Origin of the sequence: Paraburkholderia youngii, from assembly GCF_013366925.1 — a bacterium.
In the GTDB taxonomy this organism is placed as follows: Bacteria; Pseudomonadota; Gammaproteobacteria; order Burkholderiales; family Burkholderiaceae; genus Paraburkholderia; species Paraburkholderia youngii.
Genome location: NZ_JAALDK010000003.1, coordinates 616,491 through 631,389 on the forward strand (window position 1 = coordinate 616,491; position 14,899 = coordinate 631,389).

14 protein-coding genes and 3 pseudogenes are annotated in these 14,899 nt (G+C 59.2%); 6 read left to right on the forward strand and 11 right to left on the reverse strand.

Annotated elements, in window-relative coordinates:
- The first annotated feature begins 173 nt into the window (after window positions 1-173).
- Together G5S42_RS41365 and G5S42_RS41370 are read left to right on the forward strand one after the other, a co-directional pair.
- Entirely contained in the window at window positions 174-362 is a 189-nt protein-coding gene (locus G5S42_RS41365; protein ID WP_176112354.1) for a hypothetical protein, read from the forward strand.
- Window positions 363-835: 473 nt separating this feature from the next.
- Window positions 836-2,038, forward strand: coding sequence for a pectate lyase family protein (locus G5S42_RS41370; protein ID WP_176112355.1), 1,203 nt, complete (start codon window positions 836-838; stop codon window positions 2,036-2,038).
- 590 nt (window positions 2,039-2,628) lie between these two features.
- Here the strand turns inward: G5S42_RS41370 and G5S42_RS41375 are convergent.
- The 5 genes and pseudogenes from G5S42_RS41375 to tnpB (G5S42_RS41395) all read right to left on the reverse strand — a co-directional run.
- A pseudogene (locus G5S42_RS41375) lies at window positions 2,629-2,985 on the reverse strand (transposase); the annotation flags it as partial.
- 27 nt (window positions 2,986-3,012) lie between these two features.
- Window positions 3,013-3,852: a group II intron maturase-specific domain-containing protein gene (locus tag G5S42_RS41380; RefSeq protein ID WP_246392549.1), complete on the reverse strand. Its 840-nt coding sequence runs from the start codon at window positions 3,850-3,852 to the stop codon at window positions 3,013-3,015.
- A 19-nt stretch (window positions 3,853-3,871) separates the two neighbouring features.
- Window positions 3,872-4,468: a plasmid pRiA4b ORF-3 family protein gene (locus G5S42_RS41385; protein WP_018435911.1), complete on the reverse strand. Its 597-nt coding sequence runs from the start codon at window positions 4,466-4,468 to the stop codon at window positions 3,872-3,874.
- A gap of 11 nt (window positions 4,469-4,479) precedes the next feature.
- Window positions 4,480-6,024 carry an IS66 family transposase gene (tnpC, locus tag G5S42_RS41390; RefSeq protein ID WP_176112356.1) on the reverse strand — a complete coding sequence of 515 codons (1,545 nt, stop codon included), beginning with the start codon at window positions 6,022-6,024 and terminating at the stop codon, window positions 4,480-4,482.
- A 51-nt stretch (window positions 6,025-6,075) separates the two neighbouring features.
- Window positions 6,076-6,321, reverse strand: coding sequence for an IS66 family insertion sequence element accessory protein TnpB (tnpB, locus tag G5S42_RS41395; RefSeq protein ID WP_176112357.1), 246 nt, complete (start codon window positions 6,319-6,321; stop codon window positions 6,076-6,078).
- Window positions 6,322-6,594: 273 nt separating this feature from the next.
- On the opposite strand from tnpB (G5S42_RS41395), the gene G5S42_RS41400 reads away from it, so the two are divergent.
- Window positions 6,595-6,792, forward strand: coding sequence for a hypothetical protein (locus G5S42_RS41400; protein ID WP_176112358.1), 198 nt, complete (start codon window positions 6,595-6,597; stop codon window positions 6,790-6,792).
- Window positions 6,770-8,863 (forward strand): recombinase family protein, encoded by a 2,094-nt coding sequence (locus G5S42_RS41405; RefSeq protein ID WP_176112359.1) that lies wholly within the window; start codon window positions 6,770-6,772, stop codon window positions 8,861-8,863. The genes G5S42_RS41400 and G5S42_RS41405 overlap by 23 nt, the downstream gene beginning before the upstream one ends.
- A gap of 12 nt (window positions 8,864-8,875) precedes the next feature.
- On the opposite strand, the gene tnpB (G5S42_RS45970) is transcribed toward G5S42_RS41405, so the two are convergent.
- From tnpB (G5S42_RS45970) to G5S42_RS41420, 3 genes and pseudogenes are all read right to left on the reverse strand, one after another.
- Window positions 8,876-9,043: an IS66 family insertion sequence element accessory protein TnpB gene (gene tnpB, locus G5S42_RS45970; RefSeq protein WP_176112360.1), complete on the reverse strand. Its 168-nt coding sequence runs from the start codon at window positions 9,041-9,043 to the stop codon at window positions 8,876-8,878.
- Entirely contained in the window at window positions 9,040-9,471 is a 432-nt protein-coding gene (gene tnpA / locus G5S42_RS41415) for an IS66-like element accessory protein TnpA (RefSeq protein ID WP_217709861.1), read from the reverse strand. Before tnpA ends, tnpB (G5S42_RS45970) begins: the two co-directional genes overlap by 4 nt.
- A gap of 91 nt (window positions 9,472-9,562) precedes the next feature.
- Window positions 9,563-10,279 (reverse strand): annotated as a pseudogene (locus G5S42_RS41420) (reverse transcriptase N-terminal domain-containing protein); the annotation flags it as partial.
- Window positions 10,280-10,717: 438 nt separating this feature from the next.
- Between G5S42_RS41420 and G5S42_RS41425 the strand changes: the two are divergent.
- A protein-coding gene (locus G5S42_RS41425) for an IS630 family transposase (protein ID WP_176112361.1) occupies window positions 10,718-11,703 on the forward strand; the annotation gives its coding sequence in 2 pieces (ribosomal slippage) (window positions 10,718-11,162 and window positions 11,162-11,703; 987 coding nt in all).
- A 272-nt stretch (window positions 11,704-11,975) separates the two neighbouring features.
- Here G5S42_RS41425 and G5S42_RS41430 read toward each other — a convergent pair.
- The 3 genes and pseudogenes from G5S42_RS41430 to G5S42_RS41440 form a co-directional block, all read right to left on the reverse strand.
- Window positions 11,976-12,508, reverse strand: a pseudogene (locus tag G5S42_RS41430) (IS5 family transposase); the annotation flags it as partial.
- The gene (locus G5S42_RS41435) at window positions 12,505-12,924 is read right to left on the reverse strand and encodes a VOC family protein (RefSeq protein ID WP_176112362.1); all 420 of its coding nucleotides are present in this window, start codon (window positions 12,922-12,924) and stop codon (window positions 12,505-12,507) included. The gene G5S42_RS41435 and the pseudogene G5S42_RS41430, both read right to left, overlap by 4 nt.
- Window positions 12,925-13,206: 282 nt before the next feature.
- Complete coding sequence (locus tag G5S42_RS41440; protein ID WP_176112363.1) at window positions 13,207-13,611, reverse strand: VOC family protein; 405 nt, start codon at window positions 13,609-13,611, stop codon at window positions 13,207-13,209.
- Between the two features lie 226 nt (window positions 13,612-13,837).
- On the opposite strand from G5S42_RS41440, the gene G5S42_RS41445 reads away from it, so the two are divergent.
- Window positions 13,838-14,863 carry an IS110 family RNA-guided transposase gene (locus G5S42_RS41445; RefSeq protein ID WP_176112039.1) on the forward strand — a complete coding sequence of 342 codons (1,026 nt, stop codon included), beginning with the start codon at window positions 13,838-13,840 and terminating at the stop codon, window positions 14,861-14,863.
- Window positions 14,864-14,899 lie beyond the last annotated feature (36 nt).

Below are 14,899 nucleotides of genomic sequence, written 5' to 3' on the forward strand. Positions count from 1 at the left end.
CCCTAGATACGGGCGGACGCAAGGGAACCGCAAGACTTGGCGAAAAGCATCAATGCGTTAGCAACGTAACACAAACTACCGCATTTCACCAGTTGGCGAATCTGGACCGTCCGCAACGTTAACGTGCTACGCCGCGGGCCACACTAAGAATTCGACATCTGGATGGATAGAATATGACGAAGCTTATCGAGATCTTTGCGTGGAACTGGAGCATCTATGAATACGGCTCGGAGTCGGAAGCGCATCAGGGCCGTTCCGGCCAAATGTCGTTGGGTTCGGTCGAGCTCCGACTTGGAGTCGTGCATCTTTCCATCGTTCAGTCGTCGGTTCTACGCCGAAAATGGCGGTTCATTGGCGAGTAGGCCTCGCATCGAGGTCCGTACGAGAACATCTCGGCTGGACCGCTAGCTTTCGCTGTTTGACGGATATCACGTCTACGGCGTGCAACTGCCCTAGAGTGTCGGCCGCCTTCAGTACCTTCTCCCGCTTGGGCTCTGGATTGACCCTCATTAGCAAAGCCGATATTCTCGCTCTTTTTGACAGAAATCCGGCATCCACCGGGTTTCGGTGAATGGCTGGGCGTTATGGCGCCTTGGGCGCGCGCATCGGCGCATTGGCGCAATCTCGAACGCTCCTGTGGGCATGGATTTCACATCCGCCCGCGGGCGGCGGTCCTACCGGGCGCGGCACGAACTAGCAGCCACGCCACAAGATGCACATTGGCGCCGGCGTACTCCAAAGCTGAACGAGAAGCTGACAGTGCGGAAGCACCTTCGTGCCGAAATCTGCCTATGCCGGCTCTTGACCATGTGCGGGCCTGAAAGGAGGAAATGAAATGAAGCCGCGGCTGATCCTGACAATATTGATCGCATATCTGCTGTGCGCTTGTGTTGGGGGGCACGGGTCGTCTTCTGCGCCAGCCCCCTCAGCAGAGACAGGCTTGCGGTCCAATTTCAATCAGACCGCAATTACCGCGCGTCTGCCGACGGACACCGGCGGTTTCGCAACGGCGACCGGATCAGACGATCCAGCCGTCACGGTCGACAGCCTCGCTGATCTGCTGGCTGCGTTCAGCGCGCGACAGCACCACATCCTAGTCAAGGGCGAAATCTACGGCGGACCGCGACTGACGACCATCACCTTCGCCAGCACGGACTGGAACAACACCACGATCGAAGGCGCCAGCGGTGGCAATGCGGTGCTGAAAAACGTCCAGCTTAAATTCGACGGCGAAATGCTGCCGGCAGACCAGAACATCCAGAATGTCGTGATCAGAAACATCACTTTTCATGGCGTCATCGGAGATCTACAGGCCCTACCCGCCCAAGTCTACGGCACATCCAACAACGCCGGCATCAACTATGAAGGCGTGTCGCTGCGACGGGTCACCAATGCATGGGTCGATCATTGTTCCTTCTACGATACGAGCGACAATCTGATGAGTGTGACGCTGTCATCGGATAATGTGACGGTCTCGTATAGCCGGTTTTATTTCACCAATGAATGGCTGGCGATGCGCCCCGATCCCCTGTGGGACTGGACGGGCAAGAACCAAGATCTGGCCAATGAACGCCTGGCGATGGTAGTGGGCGCATCTCGGCAGGATTCGTATGCATATGGTGGGCACAGGCTGCATGTCACCTTGCACCATAACCAGTTCGGCCCCAACCTAAAGGGGCGTCCGCTGCTGCGGGGCTGGGTCCACGTCTACGACGATTATTTCGATAACGACGCCACACCGACTGGCCTCAATGCCGTCGGGTCAGACGAGACCCAGTACAACGCGCTGCAGATCGGAAGCGGCAGCGTCGTCTATGTTGAAAGCAACTATTTTCTTAGAACTAACCAGAGCATTCAGGTCGGTCTGGATTTGCCGGACGATGTCTACTCTTTTCATGAAAACGCAAACCAGTACGTTCAGTCCACCGGCAGATCGGCAAAGGGCGAGGCTTTTTCAATCGCGCCGGTCGGTTACGCGTATCGAGTTGGGACGGCCTCGTCCGTTCTCAACGCCGCGTCGGCCTACGGTCCTCGCTAGTGCCAGCGATCAATCAGGACGACTTCCCGCTAGGTGTGGGGGTCGTCTCGCTGGCATTGACGCCAGTGCCCAGGGGCGGCCCTTTCACGATCCAACGACGCATCGCAGGCACTGCAATACCGCAGATCGGGAATCGCCCGCCGCGCAGCACGCATCGGTGATCGCATTAGTATGTGCTACCGGGAGCGAGTTTCACATGCTGCGCGACGGCGCCTTCTATCAAGCGAAATCCGCCCGTCACACTTGACGAGTGACATAGGGCGCCCCGCCCTTGTTGTGTCCGTAATCGGTAAGGATTCGATATCGGGTACCCTCAGTTCTTTGGAATGACCTAGTGATTCTACAAACTTACCCGATGGGTCGTATGTTGCGGATCGTCGGCTGCACAACGTCGCTGTCGGAATGGAGGTGTACGGCACGTCGAAAGTACGAGACGCATACTTAGGAAAGGTCTGGATAACCGGCATTTTGCGCGCTGACCTTCTATATTTTCGCAATGGCGGTGATGAGAATTTGTTGAGTCGTTACGGCGTCTGCGATTTGCGCCGCTCCGTGCAGCGCTACTGAGGCGCAAAACACGGCGTAGGTTATCAAGCCTTGCGCAAAGCTCTACGCGCCATCCATAGATTGCTCAGAGCAAACAACGTCGTGATCTGGCCTGTGTTCTTCATCAAACCGCGATATAGGGTCTTCAGCCGCTCGATCTGATCGTATATCGCGTCCAAACGATCACTCAGATTCAGCTTTTTGTGCTTGCCTGGTCTCATCGCGATGTGCCAACGCACCGCGCCAGTCTCGCGACGCTTTTCGATCCCCTGATATCCCGAGTCAGCGTACACTTCCGTTTCTTGACCGTGCAACAGCGCATGAGCCTCCGTAATGTCGTGGACGTTGCCCGCCGTGCCTACAACGGTATGAAGCAGACCGGACTTAGCGTCCACGCCGATGTCGGGTAGCAGTGACGCATTGCTGCGTCACCGCCCCCTAAGAACCGGACGTGCGAGTCGCCCCGCATCCGGCTCAAGCCATTCACCAGCACCAGCGTTGGTACCGGGCAATCGATCGTCAGTCGTGGTTCGACGGCGGGCAAAGTAAGACGACCACGCAGGGTCAAACGGATTGGCTTGGCCACGTATCTTCACGTGACGGACAATCGGAACCGCCGCAGCCCGAAACAGCCGGGTTACCTCGTGGGCTTGTGACCGGGCGGTAAACGCCCAGGTACGGTTCCCCTCTACGCGGAAGTATTTGTTTTTCACCCAACCCGCGCCTTTCGTGGGGTGCCGACGCGTCGCCCATTTCCACAAGAGGCGCCAGATGTGAGCATCTACCGACGTAAAATGAGATTTTGAGACCACACGACGGTGATACATGGCCCAGCCCCGGATCACCGGGTTGAGCTGTACGATCAAATTCCGCTGTGTGGCGCTCATTTGCAGTCTCACGATTTTCCTTACCTTTTCCAGAAGTGCCTTCACACTTTTGTTGGCCGGTTTGATAAGCAGCTTGCCCGCGTACTTGCGGACATTCTGCCCAAGGAAATCGAACCCATCGGCGATCTGGGTGACTCTGGTTTTCTCTTCCGAGAGTTCCAGACCTCGAACAGCCAGGAACTGCTTGACCGCAGGAAGTACGTTCTGCTCCAGAATGTCTTTAGACACCCCGGTCACAACGAAGTCGTCCGCATACCGATTGACGTTGACCTTGAACTTTCGGTGTGCGCGTTCCGTCGGTCCCACGCTTGCATCTACTGCCGCCTCCAGTCCGTCCAGCGTCATATTCGCGATGACGGGTGAGATAATGGTAAGCGTCAATCTGAGGCCGTCTTGACGATCAGAACTTGACCTCTGAGAGCCGCTGATTCGTGAGCACGAGATCGAAGGCGGCGGGATCGAAGTTGCCGCCACACCACTCGAGGAAGTGGTCGTGCTCCTCGTGCGTCGGATCGGTGATCGCTTCGAGGAAGTCGGCATATCCTGGCACTCCACCGACATCTTCCGGTGGACACGCATTCTGCCCGTCCAGGCACAGCGGCCGGCGCATGTCTGGATCAGGCATCAGCGCCTTCTCGACCTTGATCCGATGCTGCCAGTTGTCACCGTAGTCGTAGATGTAGGTGAATGACTTCAGCCCGCCCAGCGCCTTCGCCAGCGTGACCCGTGCTTCATTGAGCATCGGTGGATCGCTCTGGAATCCGAAGTCATCAGGTTCACCATAGTTGGTTTCGCCGAAGACGAACTCGTGCAGGTGCCCGCCCTCCCAGCCCATGGCTAGTTGCAGCACGACATGCAGCTTGCCCAGCCGGATCGAGCCGGGAACGATGATTCGTCGCCAGATCGCCGGCTTGATGTACTTCAGCTCAACGCGCAGTACGTAGTCGGGCACTGGCGCCTTGACCAGGCGCACGGCAGGTTTGCGGGGTTGGACCATCGGATTGATTGTCAGGCGGCTTGCTGCTCGATGTATGCAGCCGGCTTCAGGCGCCACGGCAGCAACTCGTCGATGCGGTTGATGGGATGATCGGCGATGCGCTCAAACACCGTGCGCAGGTAGGCAAACGGCTCGATGCCGTTCAGGCGTGCCGTACCGATCAGGCTATAGATCACCGCCGCGCTTTGGCCACCGCCGTCGGAGCCAGCGAACAGATAGTTGCGCCTGCCGAGAACCAGCGGCCTGATCGCGCGCTCCGCCGTATTGTTGTCCACCTCGACGCGCCCGTCTTCGCAATAGCGTGTGAGCGCATGCCAGTGCCCCAGCGAGTACTTAATCGCCTTCGCCAGCCCCGACTTCGCCGATACCTGTGACAGCGTGTGTTCGTACCGAGCCNTCAGATCAGCGAGCAATGGGGCCGAGCGCAGCTGACGCGCAGACAGGCGCACGTCCGGCGTCTGGCCTCGAACCTCGCGTTCAACGGCATACAGCGCCCCAATTCGGCGCAGTGCTTCCTCGGCAATTGGTGAGCTGTCCAGCTTGTACAGGTCATAGAACTTGCGCCGCGCATGCGCCCAGCACCCGGCCTCGATGACCGTGCCGTCACGATACAGCGCGTCGTACCCGCTGAAGGCATCTGCCTGCAGGATTCCCGTGTAGCCCGCCAGATGTTCCCGAGGTCGCTCACCTTTGCGGTCGGGTGAGTACCTGTACCAGACGGCTGGTGGCGCGTGGCTTCCTGCCGGGCGGTCATCGCGCACATAGGTCCACAGGCGCGCCGTGCGTGTCTTGCCACGCCCCGGCTCCAGCACCGGCACGGGCGTGTCGTCGGTATGGATCTTGTCTGCGGCGCGCACGTAACCACCGAGTGCGTCGGACAGGGGTTGCAGCAGGGCAGCCGCTTCACGCACCCACGAAGCCAGTGTTGCCCGGTCCAGTTCGATGCCCGCACGGCGATAGATGCCGGCCTGCCGATATAGCGGCATATGGTCAGCGTACTTCGCGACGACGACCTGTGCGAGCAGCCCCGCACCCGCCATCGAGCGTGCTATCGGCCGCGAAGGTGCCGGCTCCTGTACTACTGCGGCACAGCGCGGGCAGCTCAGCTTCGGACGTACGTGACGCAGTACCTTGAAGTAGCCGGGCACATAGTCGAGCACCTCCGAGACGTCTTCGCCCAGCGCACGCATCTGTTTGCCGCATTCCGGGCATCCGCAGTTTGACGGCGCATGCACAACTGTTTCGCGAGGAAGATGGGCAGGGAAGTGCCGTGACTTGCGGCGCAGTGGGACAAGGTTCGTAGTGGCCGACGTATCCGCAGTCGCGTCGGCATCAGGCGCCTTCGCCGGTGCGGCCATATCTGGTTCATGAACAGGCAGCTCACCGAGCGCGAGCTGCAGCTGGTCCATCAGTTCTGTCATGCGCTCAGATGAGCGGCCATACTGCCATCGCTTCAGTCGCGAGATCTCGGCCAGCAACTGCGCGATGGTCTCGTCGCGCGAGGCAACGATGCGCTTCAGAGCGGCGATGTCATCGGGCAGATGGCTGGCTGGCATGCATGACAGTGTAAATGAAGGCCACGCGCCTGTGGGCTCCCGCACCCTGCCTTATGCCGCGTGCGTCGGCTGCCACGTCCGCTCGGGATGCCGCCAGTCAATCCCTTCGAGCAGCATCGACAGTTGGGCGACTGACAGATGGACTGTTCCCGAGTCCGCCTGCGGCCACACGAAGCGTCCACGCTCGAGTCGTTTCGCGTACAGGTTCATGCCGTCGCCGCTCCACCATAAAATCTTGATGAGGTCACCACGCCACACGACATTCAACATACCGATCGCAAATTGTGGTGATCGCATACCGCTGGCACCCCGCCTACGGCCAGGAATACAGGCTGGTCCGCCGCACTGGGCGCCGCGGGAATCAGATGGTTCACCTCGACGTCCCGCAACAGATCTCCCGCGAACTGCCAGCCTGGATGCTCGATGCGTCGATATGCTCGGCAATGTCGCTTGGCGAACCGCAAGTGAGCGCCGAAGCGCTGGCCTTCTTGTGCCGCGTCCTGTCTGATCGGAAGCGCCACTCCGCCGCAGGAGGATCATCGAAGCCTCTGTCAACGGAAGGCCATTCCGATGAGACGACTGCAAAGAGAACCCGGCGTACAGCTTCCGCTGGAACTGCACCTGGATCCCACCTTCGACGCAGCCATAGTGGGGAATCGACGGGAGGAAGTGATCGACGCGCTCGCGGCACTTCTGCTGGAAGCGCTGGGAAAGCCGGCGAACATAACCGACCGAGGAGATCGCGATGAGCCAGAAGATCTCTGCTGATCATCTCTGCCGAGGCGCAGTGGTCTACGTCCGGCAGTCAACCATGAGCCAGGTGGTGGAGCACACGGAGAGCCAGAATCGTCAGTACGCGCTCGCCGAATCTGCACGAGCCATGGGCTTTGCTTCAGTGACGACGATCGACGATGACCTTGGACGTTCGGGTTCCGGCAGTATCGAACGTCCCGGGTTCCAGAAGCTGGTCGCGTCAGTGTGTGCAGGATCCGTTGGCGCCGTGTTCTGTCTCGAGGCTTCACGACTTGCGCGCAACGGCCGCGATTGGCACCATCTCATTGATCTTTGCGCACTGGTCGGCACGGTCGTCGTTGATCACGACGGTATTTATGACCCCGTGCTGGTCAACGATCGGCTCCTGCTCGGACTCAAAGGCACGATGTCGGAGTACGAACTCAGTCTGCTGCGGCAGCGTGGCATTGCCGCGCGTGATTCGAAGGCACGGCGAGGCGAATTGCGCTTTGCACTACCTCCGGGCTACTGCTGGAATGAGCTTGGGCAGATCGAGATGGATCCAGACGAACGGGTTGCCGAGTCCATCCGGGTGCTCTTCCGTAAGTTCCGCGAACTCGGCAGTGCCCGTCAGGTGCTGCTATGGGCCATACAATCCAATGTCAAGCTGCCTGTAACGCGGCACGGCCCCGCTGGCATCCGGATCGAATGGAGCCGGCCTGCATATCACACGGTCGTCCAGATGCTGGAACATCCGGTTTATGCTGGGGCGTATGTGTTTGGAAGGACGACGCAACGCACTGCCGTCGTCGACGGACGGGCTCGTAAGACTGAAGGCCACTCCAAGCCGATGAAGGAATGGAGCGTACTGTTGCATGACCATCACCCAGGCTATATCACGTGGGATCAGTTCGAGGAGCATCAAAGGATGATTGCCGAGAACACACATATGAAGAAGCGAGCTTCCCGCCGATCTGCTCGTGGCGGGCGGGCGTTGCTGACTGGTCTGGCGCGATGTGGCCGATGCGGTCGAATGATGCGAGTGAACTACGGAATGAGAGCCGGTCACGCGCATCGCTATTACTGCCGCGGCGACGAGGCACATGTCGGAGCGATTCTCTGTATCGGAATCGGTGGAGTACGTGTCGACAAAGCGGTGGCGGCGGCAATTCTCGAAGCGGTTTCGGAACATGCTGTGGAAGCGGCCATCCGCGCTGCAGAGCAAACATCGCGCGCAGATGACGATGTGCGTCGCGCGTTGTCCTGTGAACTCGAGGAAGCACGCTACGATGCATCTCTTGCGGCGCGCCGGTATGAGGTCGTCGATCCGACGAAGCGGTTGGTTGCACGCGAGCTTGAAACACGCTGGAATGCGGCGCTTGAACGTGTCGCTCACCTCGAAGAGCGGGCAGCGCTTCTGGACCGCGAGGTCGCAAGCCGGCCGGCGATCGACCAGGCACAGCTGATGACGCTCGCGTACGACCTCCCAGCGGCGTGGAATGCGCCGGGCACCGACATGCGGACAAAGCAGCGGCTGACCCGTATTCTCATTCAGGAAGTCGTGATTGATCTGGACGACAGCACGAATGAAGCGATCGCCACAGTCCATTGGACCGGTGGTCGGCATACGGAGCTACGCGTCGCACGCGTAAATGTTGGACGGTATCCATCCAGCCAACACTTCAGTGCTGTTGAGGTCATGCGCAAGCTTGGTGGGCAGTGGCCGGACAGGGAGCTTGCGGTGACCATGAACCGCATGCGATGCAAATCGCCAGACGGAAAGACCTGGACCACGGTTCGTGTTACCGAACTGCGTGAACGGCTGGGCATTGCGCCATTCGATCCGATGCCATCACATGCGGAGACAATCTGCGTGGAAGAGGCCTCACGGCGACTGGGAATTTACGGGAGCTCGATTCACCGTCTGATACGTGAGGGAATACTGCCTGCGACCCAACTCATGCCCTCCGCGCCCTGGCAGGTCCCTGTTGCTGCGCTCGATTCCGAAGCCGTCAGGGAAGGTGTACGGGCTATCAAGGAACGGCGGCCGCCTCACTTCAAGGCTCAGCAGGAAGCAGAGAAGTCACTCAAGCTGCCGGGCTTCTAACCAAAGGATGCACTATGTCACGAGACTCCCACGACGCCCGCGAAACAGGAAGATGTGCCCCGAGAACGGATCACGACCGAGTGCTGACTGCACCAGCGCGGCAAGTCCATCCATGCCACGGCGCATATCGGTAACGCCCGCTGCCAGCCATACGCGGGTACCGCCTGGCGGCGCAATCATGCTGGCATCAGGCAGCGCAGCACGAGGCGCAACTGCACGGGGTCGACCATGCCCGTGACGCGTACACGGGCACCGTTCAGTTCGATCTCGATGCCCGACGCCGCCGGTACGCTCTCGCGATGTGGCTCGACAGGCTCTAGAGCGAGCGACGCCGGTTCTGCGGTCTCGCCGGTCGGTGCATCGGGTAACGCTACGGGCAGCAACACCGCTGTGCTGGGCGCCACCCCTTCAAACAGGCCCGCCCGCAGTTGCCGGCGCCACTTGAACACCATATTCGGATTCAGTCCGTGCGCCTGCGCGAGCTTGGCCACCGAAATACCCGGCTCGCACGCCGCGACGGCAACTTGCCGTCGGTACTCTGGTGTGTAATTCGGTCGGCCCTTGCGGTTCGATGATCGCGCATTCCGTGTGTCCAAAGTAGTCCCCATCACTTGAAGTAACGGGCATCACTTTGGACACCGGCATCAGCTCTGTCCATGCGGCCACGGAATGACGCTTACAGATAATGTTCCCTTGCGGTGTCCCCGCCTCGGTCGCGAATAGGGTTCCTTCGTCAATGAATCCGGCCTTCAGCCATCGTCGCAGGACAACCTTGTCCATCGGAATGTGTTGAAGAATCCAGTCGTGGCTAAAATTATCGAAGCAACCACGAATGTCTCCTTCCAGAATCCACTCCGACGACTTACGCTTGGCTAGAGTGGTAAAGCAGCATTCGATAGCATCGGCAGTCGAACGTTCGGGCCGAAACCCGTCCGAGTTTGGATCCGCCAAGGTCTCCGCAATGGGCTCCAACGCGAACTTCCATAGTGCTTGCATTGCTCTGCATAGCATGCGGGGAATTCCGAGCGGACGCTTCTTGCCATTGCTCTTGGGGATGTAGATGCGTCGAAGCGGCAACGCACGGTAACCGTGATGTTGTATTGCTTCCATCCCTTTCCATCTGGCCGCCGGATTCGACCAGAGCTTGCCATCGATACCCGGCGTTCTCTTGCCACGATTCTCAGACACTCGTTTCACGGCTAGCATTTTGCCGCTGTACGAGCGGGTCAGCAGACGCCGCAAGGCACTGACCTTGCCCCCTCTGCCTTCCTTGGTTGCCTTGGCGATACGCGCCTGGAGTCGCTTCACCTCATCCTTGATGCGAGGCCAATCGGCCTGAAGCCACATGCGGGTGGGGCGCGAGGGCGCACCAGCCCCGACGGCCTCTGGTTGCGCAATGCCTCCGGTTGCCGTCATCTGCTTTCCCTCGTGTAACGAATAATCAAGTGCCGTGAATGACCACGCGGAAGTCTGCCCGCTTTCGCGTCGGACGATGTTTCAGTCCGTATCTCGACCATTACAGCCGGGCGTTCGCTTTTTCCGCAATCCTCTATCCGCAGCACTAACAGCGTTTCTTGCGGTTCGCCTGCCGTTGCCGGCAGCGCTACGGACTTACCCTGTTCCGCATGAATTTCAGAGTGGGGCGGACCCCTCCTATCCGCCGGCGGCGTTCTGTCCACGATGGCCCAGCACACAGAGGCCATACCTTGCCGCGCGCCATTTTGGCTCAAGCCTGTCAGCACATTTGGCTTGTACAATGATGACGACGTTTATTATTGAGTTTTACTTAATTCATGACAACCGATTCTCTGCTGGTGCGTTATACGGTCATCGCGTTGAAGGGAGACTCGGTTGATGGCCAAAATGGACGATGCTACGCGCAAGCGGGTGCGTGCCGGTCGCTTGATGTTGGCGGGAAAGACGCCCGCCGAAGCGGCAAAGATGGTCGGAGTGGCGCGGCAGACCGCATACACGTGGAAGGCCCGACTCGAAGAAGGTGGCATCGATGCGCTTCGCGTGATGGCCACGGGGCGACCGGCCCAACTGGATGCGGCCCAACTCGAAGGTTTGCGCGCAGCGCTGCTGCAGAGCCCGTTGATACACGGATTCGGTACCGAACTGTGGACGCTCAAGCGCGTACGGGTGCTCATCGAGCGACTGTACGGCGTTACCTTCAGCGAGGTACATGTCTGGCGGTTGCTGGGCGCCTTGGGGTTCAGCTCGCAAAAGCCGGAGCGCCGGGCGATCGAGCGCAACGAGGACGCGGTACTGACCTGGAAGCGCAAGACCTGGCCCACGCCCAAAAAAAGTGTCCCGCCGAAGGACGACTGATCGTCTTCATTGACGAATCCGGCCTCTCGGAGCGCCCCACACGAGTGCGCACCTGGGCGCCCAAGGGCTGCACGCCGATCATTCAGTACCACTTCAACTGGAAGCACGTTTCGGCCATCGCCGGTCTTAACCGTACCAACTTCGTGTTCCGCCTGCACGACGGCGCGATCAAAAGCGCGCAAATCATCGAATTCCTCAAAGCGCTGCGCGCGCAACTCAGACGCAAGCTGATGATCGTGTGGGACGGCGCAGCGCAGCACAAGAGCCGTGTCGTGCGCGAATACCTTGACAGCACGGATGGCGCAATCCAGATGGCGCTGCTGCCCGGCTACGCCCCGGACCTGAATCCAGTCGAATACCTTTGGGCCTGGCTCAAGCGGCACGCATTGGCGAACTTCTGCCCTGATAACCTGGCCGAGCTGAAGCACACCGCTCGAAGCAAGCTCAAGAGCGGCCAGAAGCGCAAATCGATTATCGTTGCCTGCTGGAAGCAAGCCGAGCTTTGGTGATGTCATGATTCACGTAACTCTCAATAGAGGTTCACATATGTTGGTCGTTGCCACTCGTCCCTAGTCCCTCACCACCTTTGTGCTGGCAGATTCCGCTTCTCCTCGCGGGTCGGCGTACCGAAAACTGTCGGCGGTTACATTGTCCCCAGAGCTTCATACCACGCCGTTACCGGCGTCGCATGTCTGGGTAGGGAACGGTTGATGGAACAACCGGTTTAATCACGACGATCAGATCGTTGAGTTAGACAGAAATTCAAGCGACTTTCAGGTCGCACGTGCGCTTTCATCCCGAAGTACCATTGATTCCCTTTCTTCGTCTGATGCATCTCCGGATCCCGTTTGCCAGAGCCGTTCTTTGTCGAACTTGGTGCGCTAATCAAGGTCGCATCGACCGCTGACCCTGCCTTCAACATCAAGCCTTTTTCACTCAGGATCTCATTGACCACCGTGAGCATCTGCGCGACCAGTCCGTGCGTTTCGAGAAGGTGCGGAACCGAAGAATCGTGCTTTCGTCCGGCAAACGCGTCATACCTTCGTCCAGCCCCGCGAACTCACGGTACAGCGGCACGTCGTAAAGCGCCTCTTCCATCGCCGGGTCCGAAAGCCCAAACCACTGCTGCATGAAGTGAATCTGCAGCATCGTCGCAACCGGAAACGGCGACCTTCCAGTCTTACCTTTCGGATAGTGCGGTTCGATCAGCGCAATCAACCTCGACCATGGCACAACGCGCCTCATCTCATCGAGGAATTCCCGCTTGCACGTGCGTTTCGTTGAAAGATCCAGGCCAAGACCGAGCTGTGTCATCGAGGAACTCCTTTAGTTCGCGTTTTTCTAGGATAGGACAACCAGACTTCAACGCCAGGACTTTTGCAGACCTTCCCTAGCTGTCTATCGGCCGTCATCCGTGCAACCGGACCTTCAAGGATGTTGACGTTTTTTCCTTCGAGCAGGTCGAGCATTTCACTCACCGAGCCATTCCAGCGGAGGCATATGTCGGCCGCCCCTACAGTTGGGCGCTCGGCGACCAGATCGACCCCGTTGCCTTTTTGATGAATGCTCAGGACCGCGCCGCCGATTGCAAGTTGGCGCACGAGCACCCGGCCGCCTATGACATGCTCGGCGACGACTTCTGTCCCGAAAAGGTCATCGTAAAATGCACAGCTTCCCGCGAGGTCAGCTACGGTGATAGCAACATGATCGATTGCAAGGATTCGGGACATACGGACCTCCAAGAAAGGAACCATCCTATGCGCGAATAGTGAGCTGTGAATTAGAAGGCTACCATTTTGGCCAGCGTGATTCCGATTTGGAAAAGCTGCCGCTCATTATCTAGTTGCGACTGACCGAAGAGGGTCGTGTGCAGCCGACTGCTGGCGGGGTGGGTGTGGGCTCGGCGCCCGAATCCCATGAGTCAGGTGCCGGCCACAAGCTGACCGTCCGGTCGTCACACGCATACGCTCGGCGTCCTGAGACGGGACATGGGAGCATGTGTCCGCTAGCTGTCATTGCCCCAACCTTGAGCGGATCTCGGCGACGGACAGATCATGTTTATGTGTGGCAATTTGCCAGGTATTACCCCATTCATCTATCACCATGGCTCGCCGGTCGCCGTACGGCATGTCGGTTGGTTCCTCAATTGCGACCGCATTCGCCGCGATCGCGCGCCTGTAGGTTGAATCAGCGTCCTCGACATAGACGTAGAGAAATGCCGTGGCTGGGTCACGCAGGCCATCCCCACCGCTGACCATCAGCACGGAGTCGCCAATTCTGATCTCGGCAGGTAATCCGGCTCGAAATTCACCCCGTGCCTGAAAGACCTGCTTAAGGAACGCTACTAGGTTTTCGGGATCCCGTACGATGATTCGGGGTGTGACGGTATGCCAGCCGTCAGGCTGGAAGTTAGTCATAGCGTGCGCCTCGTAACAGATATCACCGAGAATTCTCCTTTGTGTGCCCCATGTCCGCAAAGGGGTCGCCTTCGGCACACGGCATCTGGCGCCAGCCGGCCATAAAAGCCACTAGAGAATGAAAGGGACTTCCCCGTCCCGAGGCTGCGGCGGAAGCCGCGAGTCGGCATCAATGTGCCAGGATGAAGTTGCGAACGTTCATCGACACCAGCGAGAGGGGAAGTCCATGGCTATTATCACTGTCGGAATCGATCTTGCCAAGAATGTATTTGCCGTTCACGGTGTGGACGAGACCGGTAAGGCGATGCTGATCAAGCCGCGTGTTCCGCGCGATCAGCTGGCGACGTTGATCGCACAGTTGCCTGCGTGCCTCATTGGCATGGAAGCGTGCTCCGGCGCGCATCACTGGGCCCGCATGTTCCAGCGGCACGGCCATACGGTCAAGCTCATGGCGCCCAATCTTGTCGCGCCTTATCGCATGTCGGGCAAGCGCGGCAAGAACGACGCGGCGGATGCTGCTGCAATCTGCGAAGCGGTGACGCGCCCGAGCATGCGTTTTGTGCCGCTGAAGGACGAACATCAGCAGGCAACGCTTTGCCTGCATCGGACACGACAAGGTTTCGTCGAAGAGAGGACAGCGACCTACAACCGGTTGCGAGGCCTGCTCTGGGAATTCGGCGTGGTGCTGCCACAGAGCCCGGACAAATTGCGCAGGTACATCACGGAACATCTGGACACATTGCCTGGCTGGGCAAAGCGCAGTATCAGCGATCTGCTTGAGCATGCCGGCCATATCGAGGATCGCCTGCTCGAATACGACCGTGCGATCGCTGAGATCGCGCGTGAGGACGCGCGTAGCAAGAGGCTGATGCAGTTGCGCGGCATCGGCCCAACCACGGCAAGTGCGCTGCTCGCCAGTATTGGTGCCGGGCACGACTTCAGAAACGGCCGACAGGTGGCAGCCTGGATCGGACTTACGCCCGGTCAATATAGCAGCGGCGGTAAGGCGCGGCTGGGCAGCATTACGAAAGCAGGTGACGCCTATCTGCGCGGCCTGCTGGTCAACGGTGCCCGCGCTGTCATTGCTAACCTCGGCGAGAAACAGGATCGCTTCAGCCGATGGGCCCGAACCCTAGTCGAGCGCCGGGGCTACTGGCGGGCAGCCATCGCGATAGCCGCAAAGAACGCGAGATTGGCGTGGGCTGTGCTGAAATATGGTGATGACTTCAAGCTCGAACCAGTGGCAGACTGACTCCGATTCGAGGCTGTCGGCCAACCTGCAACGGGA